23 protein-coding genes are annotated in these 19,345 nt (G+C 35.8%); 9 read left to right on the top strand and 14 right to left on the bottom strand.

Annotation, left to right across the window (positions count from 1 at the left end; all coding sequences use genetic code 11):
- Window positions 1-29: 29 nt before the first annotated feature.
- Complete coding sequence (locus BLV40_RS15880; protein WP_090691645.1) at window positions 30-1,457, bottom strand: PH domain-containing protein; 1,428 nt, start codon at window positions 1,455-1,457, stop codon at window positions 30-32.
- Window positions 1,450-1,926 carry a PH domain-containing protein gene (locus BLV40_RS15875; RefSeq protein WP_026590564.1) on the bottom strand — a complete coding sequence of 159 codons (477 nt, stop codon included), beginning with the start codon at window positions 1,924-1,926 and terminating at the stop codon, window positions 1,450-1,452. The genes BLV40_RS15880 and BLV40_RS15875 overlap by 8 nt, the downstream gene beginning before the upstream one ends.
- 319 nt (window positions 1,927-2,245) lie before the next feature.
- On the opposite strand from BLV40_RS15875, the gene BLV40_RS15870 reads away from it, so the two are divergent.
- The gene (locus tag BLV40_RS15870; RefSeq protein WP_026590565.1) at window positions 2,246-2,464 is read left to right on the top strand and encodes a hypothetical protein; all 219 of its coding nucleotides are present in this window, start codon (window positions 2,246-2,248) and stop codon (window positions 2,462-2,464) included.
- A 58-nt stretch (window positions 2,465-2,522) separates the two neighbouring features.
- Here the strand turns inward: BLV40_RS15870 and BLV40_RS29385 are convergent, their stop codons facing one another.
- From BLV40_RS29385 to ecsA, 7 genes are all read right to left on the bottom strand, one after another.
- Window positions 2,523-2,960 (bottom strand): hypothetical protein, encoded by a 438-nt coding sequence (locus tag BLV40_RS29385; protein WP_244525416.1) that lies wholly within the window; start codon window positions 2,958-2,960, stop codon window positions 2,523-2,525.
- 380 nt (window positions 2,961-3,340) lie between these two features.
- On the bottom strand, window positions 3,341-4,750 hold the full coding sequence (locus tag BLV40_RS15860; RefSeq protein ID WP_090691641.1) for a PH domain-containing protein: 1,410 nt from the start codon (window positions 4,748-4,750) through the stop codon (window positions 3,341-3,343).
- Complete coding sequence (locus BLV40_RS15855) at window positions 4,743-5,219, bottom strand: PH domain-containing protein (protein ID WP_090691639.1); 477 nt, start codon at window positions 5,217-5,219, stop codon at window positions 4,743-4,745. The genes BLV40_RS15860 and BLV40_RS15855 overlap by 8 nt, the downstream gene beginning before the upstream one ends.
- 88 nt (window positions 5,220-5,307) lie before the next feature.
- Complete coding sequence (locus BLV40_RS15850) at window positions 5,308-5,490, bottom strand: hypothetical protein (RefSeq protein WP_090691635.1); 183 nt, start codon at window positions 5,488-5,490, stop codon at window positions 5,308-5,310.
- A 412-nt stretch (window positions 5,491-5,902) separates the two neighbouring features.
- Complete coding sequence (locus BLV40_RS15845; RefSeq protein WP_026590570.1) at window positions 5,903-6,622, bottom strand: EcsC family protein; 720 nt, start codon at window positions 6,620-6,622, stop codon at window positions 5,903-5,905.
- A 13-nt stretch (window positions 6,623-6,635) separates the two neighbouring features.
- Complete coding sequence (locus BLV40_RS15840) at window positions 6,636-7,847, bottom strand: ABC transporter permease (RefSeq protein WP_090691632.1); 1,212 nt, start codon at window positions 7,845-7,847, stop codon at window positions 6,636-6,638.
- Window positions 7,840-8,583: an ABC transporter ATP-binding protein EcsA gene (ecsA, locus tag BLV40_RS15835; protein ID WP_026590572.1), complete on the bottom strand. Its 744-nt coding sequence runs from the start codon at window positions 8,581-8,583 to the stop codon at window positions 7,840-7,842. Before ecsA ends, BLV40_RS15840 begins: the two co-directional genes overlap by 8 nt.
- Window positions 8,584-9,160: 577 nt before the next feature.
- Here ecsA and BLV40_RS15830 point away from each other — a divergent pair.
- On the top strand, window positions 9,161-9,595 hold the full coding sequence (locus BLV40_RS15830) for an HIT family protein (RefSeq protein ID WP_026590573.1): 435 nt from the start codon (window positions 9,161-9,163) through the stop codon (window positions 9,593-9,595).
- Window positions 9,596-9,621: 26 nt separating this feature from the next.
- Here the strand turns inward: BLV40_RS15830 and BLV40_RS15825 are convergent, their stop codons facing one another.
- On the bottom strand, window positions 9,622-9,813 hold the full coding sequence (locus tag BLV40_RS15825) for a membrane protein YhzF (protein WP_026590574.1): 192 nt from the start codon (window positions 9,811-9,813) through the stop codon (window positions 9,622-9,624).
- A 79-nt stretch (window positions 9,814-9,892) separates the two neighbouring features.
- On the opposite strand from BLV40_RS15825, the gene BLV40_RS15820 reads away from it, so the two are divergent.
- Window positions 9,893-10,255 (top strand): YtxH domain-containing protein, encoded by a 363-nt coding sequence (locus BLV40_RS15820; protein WP_090691630.1) that lies wholly within the window; start codon window positions 9,893-9,895, stop codon window positions 10,253-10,255.
- 300 nt (window positions 10,256-10,555) lie between these two features.
- The gene (locus tag BLV40_RS15815; protein ID WP_026590576.1) at window positions 10,556-11,113 is read left to right on the top strand and encodes an HTH-type transcriptional regulator Hpr; all 558 of its coding nucleotides are present in this window, start codon (window positions 10,556-10,558) and stop codon (window positions 11,111-11,113) included.
- Between the two features lie 6 nt (window positions 11,114-11,119).
- On the opposite strand, the gene BLV40_RS15810 is transcribed toward BLV40_RS15815, so the two are convergent.
- Window positions 11,120-11,455 carry a DUF1878 family protein gene (locus BLV40_RS15810; RefSeq protein WP_026590577.1) on the bottom strand — a complete coding sequence of 112 codons (336 nt, stop codon included), beginning with the start codon at window positions 11,453-11,455 and terminating at the stop codon, window positions 11,120-11,122.
- A 119-nt stretch (window positions 11,456-11,574) separates the two neighbouring features.
- On the opposite strand from BLV40_RS15810, the gene BLV40_RS15805 reads away from it, so the two are divergent.
- The 5 genes from BLV40_RS15805 to BLV40_RS15785 all read left to right on the top strand — a co-directional run bounded on the left by BLV40_RS15805 (window position 11,575) and on the right by BLV40_RS15785 (window position 15,035).
- Complete coding sequence (locus BLV40_RS15805; protein WP_035414548.1) at window positions 11,575-11,769, top strand: hypothetical protein; 195 nt, start codon at window positions 11,575-11,577, stop codon at window positions 11,767-11,769.
- Between the two features lie 458 nt (window positions 11,770-12,227).
- A complete protein-coding gene (gene prsA / locus BLV40_RS15800; RefSeq protein ID WP_090691626.1) occupies window positions 12,228-13,085 on the top strand; it encodes a peptidylprolyl isomerase PrsA in 858 nt (285 codons plus the stop codon).
- Between the two features lie 570 nt (window positions 13,086-13,655).
- A complete protein-coding gene (locus tag BLV40_RS15795) occupies window positions 13,656-14,114 on the top strand; it encodes a helix-turn-helix transcriptional regulator (protein WP_090691623.1) in 459 nt (152 codons plus the stop codon).
- A gap of 42 nt (window positions 14,115-14,156) precedes the next feature.
- Window positions 14,157-14,627: a hypothetical protein gene (locus BLV40_RS15790; protein WP_090691622.1), complete on the top strand. Its 471-nt coding sequence runs from the start codon at window positions 14,157-14,159 to the stop codon at window positions 14,625-14,627.
- 102 nt (window positions 14,628-14,729) lie between these two features.
- A complete protein-coding gene (locus tag BLV40_RS15785; RefSeq protein ID WP_090691693.1) occupies window positions 14,730-15,035 on the top strand; it encodes a hypothetical protein in 306 nt (101 codons plus the stop codon).
- 71 nt (window positions 15,036-15,106) lie between these two features.
- Here the strand turns inward: BLV40_RS15785 and glpD are convergent, their stop codons facing one another.
- The 3 genes from glpD to glpF form a co-directional block, all read right to left on the bottom strand.
- Window positions 15,107-16,789, bottom strand: coding sequence for an aerobic glycerol-3-phosphate dehydrogenase (gene glpD, locus BLV40_RS15780; protein WP_090691620.1), 1,683 nt, complete (start codon window positions 16,787-16,789; stop codon window positions 15,107-15,109).
- A 131-nt stretch (window positions 16,790-16,920) separates the two neighbouring features.
- The gene (gene glpK, locus BLV40_RS15775; protein ID WP_026590580.1) at window positions 16,921-18,411 is read right to left on the bottom strand and encodes a glycerol kinase GlpK; all 1,491 of its coding nucleotides are present in this window, start codon (window positions 18,409-18,411) and stop codon (window positions 16,921-16,923) included.
- A 13-nt stretch (window positions 18,412-18,424) separates the two neighbouring features.
- Window positions 18,425-19,246, bottom strand: a complete 822-nt coding sequence (glpF, locus tag BLV40_RS15770) for a glycerol uptake facilitator protein GlpF (protein ID WP_090691617.1) — start codon at window positions 19,244-19,246, stop codon at window positions 18,425-18,427.
- Between the last annotated feature and the right edge of the window lie 99 nt (window positions 19,247-19,345).

The following is a 19,345-nucleotide window of genomic DNA, read 5'->3' as shown; positions in this document are numbered from 1 at the left end:
TTTTTTTATCTTTTAACGAAAGCCGTTACTTATCCTTTTTGCTTATACCAATCTCGTATGTAATTGGCATCCTCTTCACGCACATGCTTCAATTCATAATGACGCCCAATAGCGCTGCAAGCTACCGCTACAATATACGTATACAGCCTATCTTTACGCTGAAAATACGATTGCGTTTTTGTCATTGCTTGTACATGTCTTCTTCTCACGAATCCTGTATACTTGGCGATGCCCCTGTATACAAGCGTTAACTGATCAGATTTTATCGCATATCCACCCGTTTTATATTTTCCATATCCAAGAATCGTAAAGAACAAAAATAATGGCACTAATGTTAATAAAGCACTATATTGCTCGAAATACACACTTGCCCCTATAATCGGTACCGATGCAAGTCCAAAAATAATCCAGCCCATAATCAAGTAACGACGCAGCGCAGCTTTTGGCAAATGTACAATTTCCTCTTCTATTTCATACGGCAACTTTAAATAGGTCAATAGCTCTTGTACATCCTTTTTCTTCATAAGTGGGTGCAATATGACATTCATATTCTTTGTATCTATGCTTTGAATGACTTCTACTTCCATAGAACAATAGCCAAACGGTTGACGAAGAATTCCTTCTTTCATTGTCAACGCTTGAATCCGGTGCAATTTTAAAACAATCTCTTTCTTTTCGAGTAGCCCTTGTGAAATGCGAATTTCATTTCCGTTTCTCTGCACGGTAAAGTTCGCGTGTTTGAAAGCATAGCCAATTGTAGAGATGATCCATGAGATTACGATTAAAATCGCGCCCATGTATAACAAATTATATACACTATTGTCTTTCACATATGATTCTATTTCATCTATTAACCATTTCGGAAGAACGTTATCAAACTGTGTATAAAGAAAGAACAATCCTGAAAATAACAAGCCAAACTGACCGGATGTAATAGACGCTAGCAAAATTTCTTTTGCTGTTAACTGATAAACAGTTGTGTTTGTTTCTTGTCGCAAGCTTTCCTCTTCTTTTATAGGCTTCTCGTCTTCTACTTTATTTAATAAGGCGATTAATTCTTTCGCTTCCTCTTCCTTAATACCAGCTAACGTTACCTCTGGATCCTTCCCACCACCAGCCGCTTCAATTTTGAGCTTCGTTAATCCAAATAACTGATAGATAATATTTGAAGTCGTACTAATTGTTTGCACACGCTCTTTATTTAGATAGCTTTCCTTTTTAACAAATACCCCTTGTTTTATATGTAAAATGTTGTTTTCAATCCAATAAACTTTAAAGTACCATTTCACAAACGAAAAGATGGCCAAAATCAATAAAAAACCTACAATGAAAATGGGAAACCAATACCAAGGCTCTCTTTCATCTTTCGGACCAAATAAAACAACGATAATAAGCGGAAATAAACTAGAAATCCTTATATCAAATAATATCGTAATCGGATGTTGCCTTTTATTCATCCTCATCACTCACTTTCGCAAGTTCCCCAATTCGTCGTTTCAACTCTTCTGCTTCTCTCTTTGTTAATCCTGGAATACTATGAGAAGTCGCTGCCGTTGAAATTTGTAATTCTGCTAGCTCATATTTTCTCATAATCGGCCCTTGTTCGATCGTAACGTGCTGAACACGTATCATCGGAACAAGTACACGTTTTACAACAAACATCCCTTTTTGAATTTCAATCTCTTCTTCATCTAGCCGGTAGCTATAGTACCGCTGGCGTAATGCCGGAAAAATAAAGTAATCTAGCGGTGCATACAGAATCGTCAAGGTGACCAATACACCAAACAACCAGCCCCACCAATGAAATTGAATCATAAAAAAGAGATATGCTAAAACGATGCTTACAAGTACCCCGGCACCAATTAATGCATGGATTTTCCACACTTTCACCATATTCGGATGAATTTCATTTTCTAATGGATGCATGTAATCACTCCAAATTTAGAAATCTATTGAATACATATACTATTTATCCCTCATTGTAATATGTCATTCTCATACAAAACAAGGTAAAATAAACAGTTTTTGTAAAAGTGCAATTTATTATTTTTTCTTAATATGTAGAACGCATCCCATACCTAAACGAAACTGTTATCTCTCCACATTTAAATTATAGGGTAAACTGTTTTTTCCTATTCTCTTTTTTGTATACGAGACTAAACCACCATTTCTTTGAAATATAGACTATTAAACAAGCAATTCTTGCATTTAAACATAAAATATTTCTAAAAGGAGGTGCTTTTAAATGGCTAATAATCATGATAAATGCGTATGTGAACAGTTAGTAACTTTACCATTGGGTACAGAAGTAGATATTTATTTAAGTGGAAATACACTCGAAGATGTTATTTTTGTTAATTTCAATGCGGACAATTTTTGTGCAACTTTTGTAGATAATGAAACAGAACCAGGAACTATACTTGTTTTAGATTGTGGGGATATTTTAGCACTTCGAATTGAATAATTAGATGAAAAAAAAGAGCTTTCCAAAAAGCTCTTTTTTTGATTATACTGATGCAATTTTATGGAGATGAAAATCTAGCTACTTCAAAACGTGTTCCTTCGTTATTCAAAATAGTCATATTTCCTCCGCTAATCATTGTCCATACTTGAACTTTATCCCTTTTATTTAATTGTAGAATCGTACTTACTCTTACGGCATGAGGTCGCCCAACTAATTTTGGCACAAAATAGTGATCTTCTCTAACAATATTGATATCATTTACACGTATTAACATTGTTATAGTACGAGAAATATCAAAAGGATAAGTAGCAAGAAATGCTGCACCTGCAGTAATAGCATATACTCCCTTTCTTGCAGGAACAAAGGTTGAGTCGGATATATTATACTCATTTTTTAAATCGAATTGTTTCGTTTCATACGTAATCTGTTTAAATTGTGCTGTAGGTATATTCTGGTTAAATGCTTTTACAGCTCTAAATGCGGACGGTCTAATCAATTGTAGTAACGTTACGATAGGATTCCCCCCCTCTCACATTAATGTATGAATTATATAAAAAGAGTGATTGGACACAAATTTTGGAGGGCTTGAGCGTTTCTTTTTTTAATATAAAATCTTGTACAAATTAATTTCAAAGTGACATAACAAACCTGAAACAGGTCATTTTTTAACATTATGAAGCTTTTATCTTGCTACTTACTCCCTACCTTTTTGGCCAGCTATTGGGGAGCTCGTGAGGAAAAAGAAGTAAGTTCATCTGATACCTCAAAACATAAAAAAATATCGTCTATTCTATTCATTTCCTATCAAGATTCTACTCTTGCAAATACAAATAGCGCAGTTCAAATCAATTGAACTGCGCTACTGTTATATAGATGTTATTTATCCTTATACCAATCCACCATACGCTCTGCATCTTCCAAACGCATATGCTCTAATTTATAATTTGTGGATGCACTAGAGAAAGTTTGCGAACATAAATGGGCTCCACGCTGAAAATAAGACTGTGTTTTCTCGATTGATTGTACATGCCTTCTTCTCACGAGTCCCGTATATTTAGCAATATTACGATACACCATTGTCAACTGTTCCTCTTCTATCCTGTAACCACCTGCACGGAATGTCGCATAACCAAGTGACATCAGTAATACAAACAGAGGTAACAGTATCCAAATAATAAAGTATTTTCCAAAATATATACTTGCGCCTGTAACCGGAACTGCTAATATACAAAAGAAAATAAAACTGTCTAATAAATAGCGACGCAGTGCCGTTTTTGGCAAGGCTGTAATAGTAGGATTTAGTTCATATGGCAACTGTAAATGAGCAAGCAATTCTGCGACGCGGTCTTTCCGAATAACTGGATGAAGTGTAACGTTCTCCTCACCTTTTTCATTATTTTGAATGACTTCTACATGAATAGAACAGTAGCCAAATGGTTGACGGAATATCCCTTCTTTTATCGTGATCCCTTGAATGCGGTGTAGCTTTAACACAAGTTCTTTTCTCTCAAGAAGCCCTTGTGAAATACGAATTTCATCATTTTTCCGGTGCACGGTAAAGTTCGCATGCTTTAAGGCGTAGCCAATTGTAGATACGATCCAAGAAACCACAAGTAACATCGCAACTAGATAAATCCAGCCATATACATCATGATCCATCACATATGCTTCTGCTTTGTCTTTCATCCATTTCGGGATATACTCATCTACTTGCGAATAAACAAAGAATAAGAGAGAGAACAACAAACCAAATTGACCGGACGTAACCGACGCTAATAAGATCTCTTTCCAAGTCAACTTATATTCCGTCTTATTCTCCTCTTCCACACGAATTTGTGAAGAATCCTCTTGTATTTCTACAGCTTCCACTGCCTGTTCATTTAACATTGTAATTAATGATTTTGCTTCATCCATCGTAATACCTGCTAAACTGACCTCAGGCTCATTACCACCGCCAGCTGTTTCAATTTTCAGCTTTGTTAAACCTAATACTTGATATAACATACTTGAACTTGTATTAATTGTTTGGACGCGCTCTTTATTCAAGTAACTTTCTTTCTTCACAAATAACCCTTGTTTAATGTGCAGTACATTATTTTCAACCCAATATACTTTATAGTACCACTCAACAATAATAGAGATAACTGAAATCACTAGGAAACCTATCGGTACTAAATACCAAAATGGAAATTTCCCTTTTAAACTAAACAGAAAAATAATGAATGGTATAAAGTCTGTTATCTTTAATTCAAGTAACATCGTGATTGGATGCTGCCTCTTATACATCCTCATCACTCACCTTCGCAAGTTCTCCAATTTGTCGTTTCAATTGTTCTGCTTCTCTCATCTTTAAACCTGGAATACTATGAGAAGTCGCTGCCGTTGAAATTTGTAATTCTGCTAGATCATATTTTCTCATAATTGGACCTTGCTCAATTGTAACGTGTTGCACACGTATCATTGGAACTAATACACGTTTAACTGTAAACATGCCGTGCTGAATTTCTAATTCTTCTTCATTTAAGCGGTAGCTGTAATAACGCTGCCGTATTTTTGGAAAGACAAAATAATCAAGCGGTGTATACACAACCGTTAGTCCAATTAGGACATAAAACAGCCAAGCCCACCAATTAAACTTAATCATGAAAAAGAGATAAGCAAGGATAACTAACACACTTATGCCCAGCTCCATTACAACACGAGCTTTCCAAACTTTGACCATATCAGGATGAATTTCATTTTCCAGTGGCTGCATCGAATCACTCCAAATTTAGTAATCTAATATATGAATTCTTTCATTTTACTATTTTACAGAAAATTACATAGAAAGAGAATCATTTTTATTACAATTCTTTCTTTTCATCATCTTTCTTCTCCGGAATGAAATAGCCGAACCAAATGAACCAAATCAGGCTAATCAATGCCGTCCAGTCCTGTTCACCTTGAAATGCATTTATTACGTTTGGAATTTTATACACTCCAATAAACCCGAGGAAACCTAGCCACCAGTCTTTTCGAAATTTCATATTTCCCTCTCCCCTCTATCGATTCATTGATTCTCAACATTCAAAGAAAATAAAATAGGGCCTGCACTGTTTTCACGTGACATAGGGCGAAAACGGGCTCTGATCGTAATCAGTTAAACCGATAATAATATTCATACTATCACTCATAACACCACCCCCTCATCGTTGAACAATACTCCCCCAATCGTTTTTCTATCAGATTTTACCGAAAGAGTATCCCTACTTCAAACGAAGTTAAGTGGGGGAGTATTCATAACGACTACGTTTAGCTCGAACGATTGAGGTCATACCTTTTTTACTACAGTCTCATCCACATTCCTATTTCAACTATTCTTCTCTTAGACACAAAAACCCCCTTTGGTAAGATAGCCAAAGGGGCTGAAACTTCATGACTTCATTTCAAAGCGACATATCAAATCGATATTCCCTTCTGCTGAAGGAAACGAAGGCGATAGCAATTCATCGTCACCTCACCAAGCCGTTGCAACAATTGATAGTTTGCATAGGCACCGACCGGGGCACCAATAACCGGTACAAGTTGCAGCATCTTCGCTAAATCGATATAATCTCGATACTCTTGCTGAAATTTCTCCCAGTCCATATGATTTTCTTTCGCTGTGTCCCACGTTTCGATTGCTTTCCATATTTCCTTGCGATGATTGTCACTGGAAAAAGCAAGCTGAAAGACGTGTAGGATAAAGAGGCGCTCTTCTTCTTTACTCGTATCGAATCCATACATTGTCGCTGCATCGAATAAAAACTTAATTTTAATGCTGAGTAAAAGCGGGAAATCTGCAAGCCCTAAAAGAAAACCACCTGCTCCTGTTCCGGCACCTTCTGCGGCCGCAACCTTTTTATACTCATCCATTTTCTTTAAAACCTCTGCATCTCTTCTTTCAAGCGACCAATCTGTTTCTTTTAACTTCGGTTTTATAAAATTCGATCCTGCACTAATACCTTGGACCATCTTTTTAATTGTTTCTGTTAATACATTTTGCACTTTTTCCGGAATTAGCTGTTGCATTTTCGTTTGTACCTTTTTTGAAAAACGATTCATTATAGAAGAATCTTTCATGATTGTAAGTTTCCACTGCTGCAATTTTTTTATGACCTTCTCTTCATATTCAGTCATAATTTCATTCCTTTCAGTTTAAGCGTTCGATACGTTTTGCACCGTATTGATATACAAAACCAATACTAAAAGCTATGCTAACGGCAAATACAATACAAGTCATGATCATATCTTTTGTTGCGACCGCAAAAATGATGGTAAATACAACACTGCCTATACATAAAATCGCATTTAACAGTTTCAGAAAATCCTTTTTCTTTTCTTCAGCGTTCACTGGATATAAATCAAGCCAAAGTTTTAAACGATGGTGTTTCCAAAGGCTTAATAATTGATAACCAATTAAATATAGAAATACGATGCTTACAATGAAACGTCCATATAAAAACGGTATAAAGTAAAGAATCACACCGCCAATAGTAAGTAAGCGCATATAAAGACCAAAGTAGTTGCCAGATCTTAAAAATGTACGTGTATACAAATATAAATATGTACGGTTTTCCCCAATCATTGAAAGCACAAAATCAAGCCATTTTCGGCGTGATACTCGCTCTTTTAATGCTGGCACATCGACAAACATATTGGCAATGCGGTACAGGCGCATCATTTTCTTGTCTTCTTCTGCAATTAAGTATTCCCAGTTTAACGGTTTTCCCTTTACTGTTTGATACATGAATGCGAGGTATACAACCATTACAAAGAGAATCATTCCTATATAAATTACAGGCGTACGTTCTACAAGAAAGTACACAAATAATCCGTTACATATAAAGCGAATGAACCAATCCGCACGCTGCATACTTGGATCTGTTAAAAATGATTTTTCCCACGCTACAAATAAATTCCATGCTTTAACGAAAATAAGTGCGGCCACAATCCATATGTAAGCCTCTCCTGTTTGCTTCATCTGCTGAAGATATAGCGGAGCAAGTGCTGCCGCTGCAATTGCTATCACATACAGCTGAATCATAAACGTAAAGAGAAACGCTTTTGTAAAGTATGGCTTTAATTTCTCTTCAACTGGAAGCAAATACACAAGATCTGCTTCTTTTAATAACGTTTGAATGGATCCTGCTGTTAACACAAGCCCTAGCAATACTGCCATTACAAGTGCGGTCGGAAATGAAGGTGTTAGTGTCTGCAACCATTGTTGATAATAATATGCACCGGCACCAATGATAAATACGAAAATAAATTTTAAATGATCATTAAAAACATACTTACTATATGTACGAACTTCTTTTAAGAAATACTTGAACCGTTCTTTCCACAATGCTTTGCTATTCATAATCTTCTTCCTTTGTTAATGCAATATAAATATCATCTAGCGTTGCACCCGGCATATTAAATTGCGATTGCAACTCAGATAACGTTCCTTTCGCCCGCACTTCACCTTGATGTAAAATGATAAAGGAATCACAATAGCGCTCCGCAGTCGCTAAAATATGGGTACTCATTAAAATACCAGCACCACTCTTTTTCATCTTGTCCATCATTTGAAGTAGCGATTGAATCGCTAATGGATCGAGTCCAACGAAAGGTTCATCGACAATATAAAGAGACGGTTCAACAAGAAAAGCACTCATAATCATTACTTTCTGCTTCATCCCTTTTGAAAAATGAGCCGGGAACCATTTTAAACGATTCGTCATTCGAAATTCTTTTAATAGTTGCCCTACGCGTTCTTCATATTGCTTCTCCTCTACTCCATATGCCATTGCTGTTAACTTTAAATGTTCTTCTAATGTTAATTCATCATATAATACAGGTGTTTCAGGAATAAATGAAAAGCTAGATCGATACGCTGTCATATCTTCTCGAATTGTTTTTCCATTAATTGTAACGCTACCTTTTTTCGGTTCCATTAAACCAATAATATGTTTAATCGTCGTACTTTTTCCAGCTCCGTTTAAACCAATTAAGCCAACAAGCTCGCCTTTATTAACAGAAAATGAAACATCTTGCAGCACCGGCCGCTTCGTATATCCTCCTGTGACATTTTCTACACGTAATAACTGTCCCATATGACACCACTTTCTTCATTATATTCATTTGCTTGTATTCCATCAGAACGTATACCTTCATCTTATCAAAAAACAAAGGATACTACATAGTACCTAAATTTCTTCAAAAAAAATTTAATTTCTTTACATATCTCTTGCAAAACGGGACATCATAATTAGTGAAGAAGGAACACATTGAAAAAGCAACCACCAAATTGATGAATACAGCCTAGCGAAATCATCATGAAATGGGGTGTCCATAATGGACAAAGAAAATTTACACGAAACCAGATAATTTGTTTAATTTTAGAAACGGGGTGTCTCGAGGAGAGTATATACTGTTTTATAAAATAAACAAGTTCATTTTATAAAGGATTATCATTTCATTGTAAATGGGGTGTCTAAGGCAGAATACGAGCCGAATTGTCACATATTTCCTAAATAAATGAGGTGTCTGCGAACGGTAGATTATTATGAAATGCTTTTTCAATCCCTCTTCAGAAAACAGGAAGCTGAGTCAGCTTCCTGTTTTTCGTATTTGTTCTCCTATGTAAGTATGGTAAAATACGGCTAAGACCTACTTGAAAGGATGAGGACAATGAATCACACAGCGGATAATTGTATTTTTTGTAAAATTATTGAGGGACAAATCCCTTGCTCAAAAGTATATGAAGATGAACATGTGCTTGCATTTTTAGATATTAGCCAAGTGACAAAAGGTCATACACTTGTCATTCCAAAGGTACATAAACAAGACATTTTTGCCTTAACGCCAGAAATTGCATCACATATTTTTTCTGTCGTTCCAAAAATCACAAATGCGATTAAATCTGAATTTAACCCAGTCGGCTTTAATCTTCTAAATAACAACGGTGAAAAAGCTGGACAAACTGTATTCCACTTCCACCTTCATTTAATTCCACGCTACGGTGAAAACGATGGTTTTGGCGCTGTTTGGAAATCAAACCAAAATGAATATACGACAGAAAATTTACAAAACATCGCAAGTACCATTGCAAATAGTGTAAAATAAGGATAGAACACGCTTTATAAAATGGACTATAGTAACATATAAAACAAGATTGTACATAACAAGCCTACTCCTCCAAAAGAGATATACTGCTTGGCTTGTTTCTTAACCCAAAATGCTGGAGGATACGATCTTTTTTGTTTTATAAATAACAGTAAATGCATAGCACGTACAAGAAAGAAAAGACTTACGATAAAACAAATAGTTGTCACGAGTTTCACTTTTCTCCCCCCTTGTCTTAAGCATATGCACCGTTTTGTACATCATGAATATGAACAAAAAATAAGGAGGTTTCCTTTTATGTCAAAAGCTAAATCCTTTGTAACAGGCTTAATTTGCGGCGGAGCTGTCGCTGGACTAGCCGTTCTTTTTTCCACTCCTTCTTCAGGTAAAGTTATGCGCAATAAACTAAAGGAAAAAGGAAATGATGTAAAAAAGACGTTTTCAGATATTGCAGCTGATACAAAATTATTAAAACGTCAAATTATTGAAACAGCTTCAGAAGGTAAAGAAGTTTTTCAAGAATTGAAAGTTGATATGCAGGACACGCTTTCCACATGGAAACAAGATATTTCTCAAAACAAACGTCATATTGAACAAGAGATTTTAGACATTCAAAAATCAATTGAAAAACTACAACAAACAGTTCCAGAAAAAGCATAAATGATGTTCCATTCTTAGTTTTTGCATATAACAAATATTTTTTATAAATATTTCTCCTAACACGACATATCACATAGATATGTCGTGTTTTTATGCATTTACAATATATGTTATCCTCTACTACGTGAAGATAACAGTTATAGTTGTGACATCTAAAACGCTTCCACAGTTATGCATGATTTGTACAAAATTATAATTTTTCCGAAAAATTTTCACAATTCTCACAAAAAGACTTTATTAATTTTTATTTTACTGGCATAATAGATACTAATGAATAAGAATGTAAAAGTGGGTGAGTATATGAAAAGTGGAGAAAAAGAGTATTCGGTCAAAGAAGCAATGATTTTTAGCCAACGCATTGCTCAATTATCGAAGGCATTATGGAAATGTGTAGAGAAAGATTGGCAACAGTGGATCAAACCGTATGATTTAAACATTAACGAACACCATATTTTATCTATTGCCTATCATTTAAAAGGGGCTTCTATTTCTGAGATTGCAAAGTTTGGTGTGATGCACGTATCAACCGCATTTAACTTCTCTAAAAAGCTTGAAGAGCGTGGCTATCTTGTATTCTCAAAAAAAGAGGATGATAAGCGAAATACGTATATTGAAATTACAGAAAAAGGGGAAAAATTGCTGCTGCAATTAATGGAGGAGTATGACCCTGAAAACAATTCTGTCTTTAACGGAGCTCTTGCTCTTCGCAATTTTTATGGTAAGTTCCCAGAAAATATCGAATTGATCGCGATTTTAAGAAATATTTACGGACAAGATTTTATCGATATTTTTGAGAAATCATTAGAAAATATTGAGGAAAACTTTACAGAACACGATCAAAAATTAGTTAAAAAATAATACCGGTTATTTTTTCGCTTTCATACTTAAAAATTCTTGCATAATTGGCTGAAATAAGCCTTGTCTATGTAGCGCTTCCGCAGTCTCGTTTACTTCGAGCTGATGTGGAAGCGCTTTTTCAAATTGCTCCAAAAGAGCATCAAACAAAAGTAAACCTTCTTGTTTCTCTGCTATGTATTGTTCGTTCAATTGTTCACAAAGATTTAGTATACGTTCAATATCCTTTTTACGTGCTTTTTTCTTTATAATTAAAGAATAAAATGGACACTTATCTTCATCGATCATTTGAAAAAGTAATTCTACATAATATTCAGCTTGCTCTAGTCGCTTTACAACGTCCATTTTCACCCTCACTTTCTAACCCAATGTCTTCTATTTCTGAATTTTATAACACGAACAAAATATCGTATGATACAATATATAAAAGTATATGTATTTTGGCCAAAAGGAGGTATCTCCTCGTGACTCTTATAGAAATTGTTTTTGTCACATTCGCACTTATTGTTCTATTCTACACGAATTTCCTGACGCATACACTGTGCGTGCGAAAACAACTATCCGAAAATCGTCAAACGAACGCTTTTCGGGTGATTAATGTATGTATTACGATTCTATTAATTTCTAGTTATATAGAAATTATATTTCATGGAAAGTGAGGAAGGAAAGCCCCTTCCTCACTTTTTTCCTCTATAAGCAAATTATACCTATAATAACTAATAAAATAAACAGTACAAGCAATAAAATAATAAGTGATGCATTCATTCGCCCACCCCTCCCCTTCCTTTATATGCACATTGGCCCAATATGGTACCCTCTACATAATCTGACAATCACGATAAACAAATGGAGAATTTTTCTTTATCAATAGGAAAAGACGTCGAAATATGATATATTAAATTTTGTACATATTGCTTATACTATAGAATAAATTGACTTTCAGCTAAATTTCATCCTTAGCCTCGGTAAGCCCTGTTAAGCAGACTTTTCACTCTATAAGAAAGCAAAACTGATGAGACTTAATCGGGCTCTTATGAACAAACATAACCTCACATGAGGCAACAGTTCATTTGTGCGGGATGAATTAAAAATACATAATAGTAGGAGTGTTTATTGAATGAAGAAAGCTATGCTTGCCTTAGCAGCAACAAGTTTGCTTGCCTTATCAGCATGTGGATCATCTGATAAAGTCGTTACCTCTAAAGCTGGTGACATTTCAAAAGAAGAATTTTACAACAAAATGAAAGACAGAGTTGGTAAACAAATGTTACGTGGTATGGTACTAGAACAAGTACTTGTTAAAAACCATAAAGTCGATGATAAAGAAGTCGACAAAAAATACGACGAATACAAAAAGCAACTTGGCGATCAATTTGACGCTGCTCTAAAACAACAAGGCTTTACAGAGAAATCATTCAAAGAGAGCGTTCGTGCTGAATTAGCAATGACAAAAGCAATTGAAAGCACAATTACTGAAAAAGAATTAAAAGAAAATTACAAGCCTGAAATTAAGGCAAGCCACATTCTTGTAAAAGATGAAGCAACTGCGAAAAAAGTAAAAGAAGAACTTAATCAAGGTAAATCTTTTGAAGAGTTAGCAAAACAATACTCTGAAGACCCAGGATCAAAAGAAAAAGGCGGAGATCTTGGCTATTTCGGACCTGGTAAAATGGTAAAAGCATTCGAAGATGCTGCATATAAAATGAAAAAAGATGAGGTAAGTGAACCTGTTAAATCAGACTTCGGTTACCACATCATTAAAGTAACAGACATTAAAAAACAAGAGAAATCATTTGAAGATTCAAAAGCTGACATCAAAAAACAACTTGTTGCGAAAAAGATGCAAGATGGCGAATTCATGATGAAACTTCAAGAAGACGAACTTAAAAAGGCTGATGTGAAAGTCCAAGATAAAGATTTAAAAGATACTTTCGAAACGCCAAAAGCTGAAAAAGAAGAAAAAGAAAAAAAATAATGTAATAAAAAAAAAGCTGTCAGGGAAACCTGACAGCTCTTTTTATGGAATGGAACTAAAAAAGCATCTAGCAAATAGCTAGATGCAGATAAAAACACAAGAGAAGATAAAATAATCTTCCCTTAACCCGTATGCTATTATAACAAAAAAACATGAAAAAGCATAAAAAATATTATTTTTTATTTTTCAAACCTTACTAATGTTTTTTCAGGAATAAAGCGATTTTGTTGAAGCGATAACTCACCTTCCCCCTTCTCTTCCTATGTTCTCCGAATCATTCATGCTTCCATTTCTTCATATCAAATGAACCTTACCTATCATTTCGCCTAACTAAAAAAGTGCCTTAGGAGAACTTTCCTATTGTCATTAGAGGAAGCTGAAATAAGAATTTATTCAGCTAGATTTTTTTATTTTGTAAGGAATGAATTTAAATCTTAACGGTTTATACTATTTGCTACATACGAAATAACTCCTAGGAGCAACCATGAAACAAAGTGAAATATTACTCTTATGTTGACATATTTTCTATTTTAGTGTAATTTTACACTATACAAGAAAGGGAGATGCATGATGGATAAACAAGCATTTATTGAAATGGTGAATGCGAAATTAAAGCTCATTCGCGTTGAAAGTGATTTATCACAGGATAAAATGGCTGAAATCATTGGTTTATCAAAGAAAACATTAGTGGAAATTGAAAAAGGGAGACGCACGCTCACATGGTCAGGTGCAGTTTGTGTTGTAACGCTTTTTGAACATAGTGAGACAATCCAAATGACATTTGGTGATGATGTGAACGAAATTATCAAAATGATTGCTTTTTCACATTACGATACGAGTTTCCCAAAGACTTTGGGAGGAAAAGTATGGTGGCGACAAATAAAGGAGTTAAACGGGTATAAAATACAGCAAAATATTCTTTCTCAACATTATAGAATTTTAGACCCAGAAGGCTGTAGAGTATGTAGTTCATTTGAATTAGATGAAATTGAAAAAAGATTTATGGAAGTAGCACAAATTTCACAATAAAAAGATGGCATTGATATACAACAAGGAAAGGAATTGAATGATATGAAGAAAATTATGATTACAGCATTATCCATCGGTATCGTAATGGGATTATCAACGATTGCATTTGCAAATACAGGTACAAAAACTGAAATCTATAAAGAAGAGCTAGCACATTTCAAATCAATTAATCCAAGTATTACAAGCTCAGAAGTTGATTCTTTAATGAAACAAAGAGAACAATTAGATGCATTACATAAACAATTAGATGAATTAGAACTAAGTTATGGAATTCGTGTTGATAACACAAAAGATCCAAATGAGGAACCAGAACACCTAGATGATTTAACAACAGCGCAGCGTGAGAATTGCCTTCAGCTAAGTCTCAAAATTTGGGATGAAGAGCTTAAGTTTTTAGATGCTCAATATAAAGCTGGTCTTATTAAAGAAGATATATATAGAACCAACAAGAAAAACTTTCAATATTTTAAAGACGAAAATGTAAAAGAAAAAAATCAATTACACACGAATTAGCGCTATAACAGAAACGACTTAAATATAAAATAAATCAAGTGTTGGAGAGGTATTCAATTGAAAAAGAAAAAGACAAACACGATTACCATTATAAATACTTTAATGATTAGCATGCTCGTACTAAATTTATTTATTTTCACATCACGAGTTGCAGCTTTACCATGGTATATTGAGGATGGCTGGGGATATTCAGGATTAGTACTTACCTCTGCTGTTTTCTTATTCATCTTTTTTAAATCTTACCAGCTTCACAAAAATGGAAAAGTAACTACTTTACAGAAGTTCATTCCACTTGTTGCTGCACTATTTTCACTCTTCGTTATGTTCAGTTACTCAACGGATTTTATGACTATATTTGCTCTTATCGTCAATACGAGTATATTAATCATTTATATTTGGAAAATGTAAATGATGTAAGAGAAAAAGAGTTGTTCCATCGAACAACTCTTTTTCTTTCTATATATACGTATAATAAACACTTACGCTAACGCTGCCGCTTGCTCCTGCTGATCTACAGGCACTACAGCGTCCGTTAATGCTTTCTCTAATTCAGCTGTGTATTTCATTTGTTCTTCTTTACTCCAGCCTAATTTTGCTGCCATATATGCAATTACTTCTTCTTTCCACTCATATACCCAGTGAATGTTGAAGAATACAGCTCCTCTGCGGCGTACGAAGAAATCAACAGGTTTTGCTGTCATTTCATAGTCCATTGCGTATACAAGCGGTACAAGCACGTCTAACGGCATGTTATATTCTTTTGCATCTGCTTTCAATCCTTTTGCTAAGCTAAAGAGAATATCAACGTTAGAACCATAGAATTTCGCGAATTCTTCTGCCTGCTGCGTTGTTAAACCATATTTTGTTCCTTCCCCAGCCTTTTTCGTAATAAATGTTGGGAACCCACTAGAACCACCTACATGCCCACCAGAGATCGGCATATGCTTTGTTTCACTCTTCGGATAAGAACCGTGGCCTTCTTTTTGTAATAGAGACGTTACATAGTCTACTACCATCTCTGCCATTTTGCGGTATCCTGTTAACTTACCACCAGCGATTGTAATTAAACCAGATTCTGAAGTCCAAATCTCATCTTTACGAGAAATTTCAGATGCGCTCTTACCTTCTTCATAAATTAATGGACGAACACCAGCCCAGCTTGATTCAATATCTTTTTCTGTAATTTTCACGCTTGGGAACATATAGTTGATTGCATTAATGATATATGTGCGATCTTCTGTTGTCATTTGTGGTACTGCTGCGTCTTTATCATAGAATGTATCAGTTGTACCTACATATGTTTTCCCGCCACGCGGAATTGCAAAGACCATACGTTTGTCTGGTGTATCAAAATAGATCGCCTGCCCTAGCGGGAAACGTTTTTGATCGATAACTAAGTGAACACCTTTAGATAATTGCAGTACTTTTCCTTTTTTCGAATTATCTTTTTCACGTAATGTATCTACCCAAGGACCAGCTGCGTTTACAATTTTCTTACCGTACACTTCATATACTTCGCCATCTAATAAGTCGATAACGCGTACACCACATACTTTTCCATCTTTATATAAGAATCCGTCTACTTTTGCATAGTTAACTGCTTTTGCACCGCGCTTGATTGCTTCTTTCATTACTTCAATTGTTAAACGTGCATCATCTGTACGATATTCTACGTAGTAGCCGCCGCCCTTTAATCCTTCTTGTTTTACAAGCGGTTCTTTCTTCATTGTTTCTTCACGGCTAAACATTTTTCTACGTTCGCTTCGTTTTACCCCTGCTAGGAAGTCATATACACGAAGACCGATTGATGTACTGAATGAACCGAACGTACCACCTTTATGGAATGGAAGTAACATCCACTCTGGTGTTGTTACATGGGGACCGTTCTCATATACAATCGCACGCTCTTTCCCAACCTCTGCTACCATTTTCACTTCAAGTTGTTTCAAATAACGTAAACCACCGTGTACAAGTTTCGTTGAACGACTTGATGTACCTGCTGCAAAGTCTTGCATTTCGAATACAATTGTTGATAAACCACGTGTTGCTCCATCTAATGCAATACCAGAACCAGTAATCCCTCCACCAATTACGATCACATCTAACTCTTGTTTATTTACTCCGTTTAATACGTCCTTACGTTGTTTACTTGAAAATTCCATGGTAATTCCTCCCTATTATACGAAAAAAGAGACCACAAACTCCGCTATAGAAATCAATCTATAGCGCGTTGTGGTCTCTCCAAATCTCCTACCGAATTATTAACTTATCATCATTATAACACTGCTTATGATTATTTGAAAGCTTTTGTTGCTTCAATTGCTTTTTTCCAGCCAGCATATAGCTCTTCGCTTGTTTCCGCTTCCATTGCCGGTGCAAAGCTTCGATCCATATTCCACTGCGCTTTAATTTCGTCTTGGTTTTCCCAATATCCAACCGCAAGACCTGCTAAATATGCTGCACCTAAAGCCGTTGTTTCATTTACTTCTGGACGCTCTACTGGAACATCTAACATATCACTTTGGAACTGCATTAAGAAGTTGTTCTTAACTGCTCCACCGTCAACGCGTAATGTTTTCAGCTTAATACCGGAATCTGCTTCCATTGCGCATAATACATCTTTCGTTTGGTATGCTAATGACTCTAGCGTTGCACGGATAAAGTGCTCTTTCGTTGTACCACGCGTTACGCCAAATACTGCTCCGCGCACTTCACTATCCCAGTATGGTGTTCCAAGTCCTACGAATGCCGGAACAACGTAAACGCCATCTGTTGATTCAACGCGATTGGCGTATTCTTCACTCTCACTTGCATCTTTAAACATACGCATGCCGTCACGTAACCACTGGATTGCTGAACCCGCTACGAAAATACTGCCTTCTAATGCATATTCAACTTTACCATTTAAACCCCATGCAATTGTTGTTAATAGACCATGCTCAGACGCAACTGCTTTTTCACCTGTATTCATTAACATGAAGCAACCAGTTCCGTATGTATTTTTCGCCATACCTTCACCGAAGCAAGCTTGTCCAAATAATGCTGCTTGTTGGTCACCAGCTACACCTGCAATCGGTACATTTTGACCGAAGAAATGATAATCAACTGTATGAGCATATACTTCAGATGATGGTCGTACTTCTGGAAGCATGCTCTTTGGCACTGTTAACATGTCTAACAGTTCCTCATCCCACTCTAGGTTATGAATATTAAACATCAATGTACGTGATGCGTTTGAATAGTCTGTTACGTGCGCTTTACCACCAGACAATTTCCATACAAGCCATGTATCAATTGTACCGAATAATAATTCGCCGCGTTCTGCTCTTTCTCTTGCACCTTCAACGTTATCTAAAATCCATTTTACTTTCGTACCAGAGAAATATGCATCAATTAAAAGACCTGTTTTTTCGCGAACCATGTCGTTGTAGCCTTTTTCTTTTAACTCATCACAAATTTCTGCTGTTTGGCGTGATTGCCATACGATTGCATTATAAACTGGTTTACCCGTTTCTTTATCCCATACAACCGTTGTTTCACGTTGGTTTGTAATCCCAATGCCCGCGATTTGCTCTGGTTTTACATCTGCTTCACTTAAGCAAGTTGCAATAACCGCTAAAATAGATCCCCAAATTTCGTGCGCGTTATGTTCTACCCAGCCTGGCTTTGGAAAATGTTGTGTAAACTCTTTTTGAGCTGAATGAACAATTTTTCCTTCCTTATCAAAAAGAATTGCGCGTGAACTTGTTGTTCCTTGGTCTAATGAAAGAATATATTTTTTCATACTCGGTTCCCCCTTATGCTACTTTTCTACTATTTGTATTGTTTTCGCTCTTTTTGCTTGTCATATAAGAGATTGCTAGTACAATCACAGTTGCAATTATCACATAAATAAGTGCTGCATTTTGTTTTCCTTCAAATACAACTTGATGGAATAAACCTGCAAGTGATCCACCTAAGATTGGTCCCACAACCGGAATCCATGCATACTTCCAATTTGATCCGCCTTTTCCTGGGATCGGAAGGAAGAAGTGTGCAATACGAGGTCCTAAATCACGAGCTGGGTTAATTGCATAACCTGTTGTTCCACCTAATGATAAACCGATACTTACAATTAAGAAACCTACGATAAATGGGTTTAAACCATCCGCAAATTTATTTGCTCCAATTGCTAATATACCAAATACTAAAACGAATGTTCCAATCATTTCACTTAAAAGGTTTGCAAATGTGTTCGGAATTGCTGGTCCTGTTGCAAAAACACCTAACTTTGCAGATGGGTCTTCTGTTTCTTTCCAATGAGGTAAGTAATGTAAATATACGATAATTGCACCGATGATTGCCCCAATCATTTGCGCTGCTATATAACCTGGTACATCATTCCATGGAAGCGCTCCCTTAAAAGCAAGCCCAATTGTTACTGCCGGGTTTAAATGTGCCCCACTAATTGATCCTACTGCATATGCTGCGATGGCAACCGCTAAGCCCCATCCCATCGTAATAACAATCCATCCTGAATCCTTAGCAAATGACTTCTTTAAACTTACACCAGCACAAACGCCGCCACCAAGTAAGATTAACAACGCTGTCCCTATTAACTCCCCTAAATATGCTGACATAAAATCCCCCCATAATCAATTTAAACGCTTTCAATGTGATAGAGGTAAAATGAATGAACATTCATTTTTTCCCAAAGAAAAAGATCCACACCTGGCACG

The sequence above is a fragment of the Bacillus sp. 166amftsu genome (assembly GCF_900107445.1).
Classification (GTDB): Bacteria; Bacillota; Bacilli; order Bacillales; family Bacillaceae_G; genus Bacillus_A; species Bacillus_A arachidis.
The sequence above is the reverse complement of the archived record's forward strand: the minus strand, read 5'-3'. Positions and strand labels throughout refer to the sequence as shown.

Bases quoted from the DNA above. Each gene is read 5' to 3' on its own strand.
- BLV40_RS15880 (WP_090691645.1), bottom strand. From the start codon at position 1,457: ATGAATAAAAGGCAACATCCGATTACGATATTATTTGATATAAGGATT.
- BLV40_RS15875 (WP_026590564.1), bottom strand. From the start codon at position 1,926: ATGCATCCATTAGAAAATGAAATTCATCCGAATATGGTGAAAGTGTGG.
- BLV40_RS15870 (WP_026590565.1), top strand. From the start codon at position 2,246: ATGGCTAATAATCATGATAAATGCGTATGTGAACAGTTAGTAACTTTA.
- BLV40_RS15860 (WP_090691641.1), bottom strand. From the start codon at position 4,750: ATGTATAAGAGGCAGCATCCAATCACGATGTTACTTGAATTAAAGATA.
- BLV40_RS15855 (WP_090691639.1), bottom strand. From the start codon at position 5,219: ATGCAGCCACTGGAAAATGAAATTCATCCTGATATGGTCAAAGTTTGG.
- BLV40_RS15850 (WP_090691635.1), bottom strand. From the start codon at position 5,490: ATGAAATTTCGAAAAGACTGGTGGCTAGGTTTCCTCGGGTTTATTGGA.
- BLV40_RS15845 (WP_026590570.1), bottom strand. From the start codon at position 6,622: ATGACTGAATATGAAGAGAAGGTCATAAAAAAATTGCAGCAGTGGAAA.
- BLV40_RS15840 (WP_090691632.1), bottom strand. From the start codon at position 7,847: ATGAATAGCAAAGCATTGTGGAAAGAACGGTTCAAGTATTTCTTAAAA.
- ecsA (WP_026590572.1), bottom strand. From the start codon at position 8,583: ATGGGACAGTTATTACGTGTAGAAAATGTCACAGGAGGATATACGAAG.
- BLV40_RS15830 (WP_026590573.1), top strand. From the start codon at position 9,161: ATGAATCACACAGCGGATAATTGTATTTTTTGTAAAATTATTGAGGGA.
- BLV40_RS15820 (WP_090691630.1), top strand. From the start codon at position 9,893: ATGTCAAAAGCTAAATCCTTTGTAACAGGCTTAATTTGCGGCGGAGCT.
- BLV40_RS15815 (WP_026590576.1), top strand. From the start codon at position 10,556: ATGAAAAGTGGAGAAAAAGAGTATTCGGTCAAAGAAGCAATGATTTTT.
- BLV40_RS15810 (WP_026590577.1), bottom strand. From the start codon at position 11,455: ATGGACGTTGTAAAGCGACTAGAGCAAGCTGAATATTATGTAGAATTA.
- prsA (WP_090691626.1), top strand. From the start codon at position 12,228: ATGAAGAAAGCTATGCTTGCCTTAGCAGCAACAAGTTTGCTTGCCTTA.
- BLV40_RS15795 (WP_090691623.1), top strand. From the start codon at position 13,656: ATGGATAAACAAGCATTTATTGAAATGGTGAATGCGAAATTAAAGCTC.
- BLV40_RS15790 (WP_090691622.1), top strand. From the start codon at position 14,157: ATGAAGAAAATTATGATTACAGCATTATCCATCGGTATCGTAATGGGA.
- BLV40_RS15785 (WP_090691693.1), top strand. From the start codon at position 14,730: ATGATTAGCATGCTCGTACTAAATTTATTTATTTTCACATCACGAGTT.
- glpD (WP_090691620.1), bottom strand. From the start codon at position 16,789: ATGGAATTTTCAAGTAAACAACGTAAGGACGTATTAAACGGAGTAAAT.
- glpK (WP_026590580.1), bottom strand. From the start codon at position 18,411: ATGAAAAAATATATTCTTTCATTAGACCAAGGAACAACAAGTTCACGC.
- glpF (WP_090691617.1), bottom strand. From the start codon at position 19,246: ATGTCAGCATATTTAGGGGAGTTAATAGGGACAGCGTTGTTAATCTTA.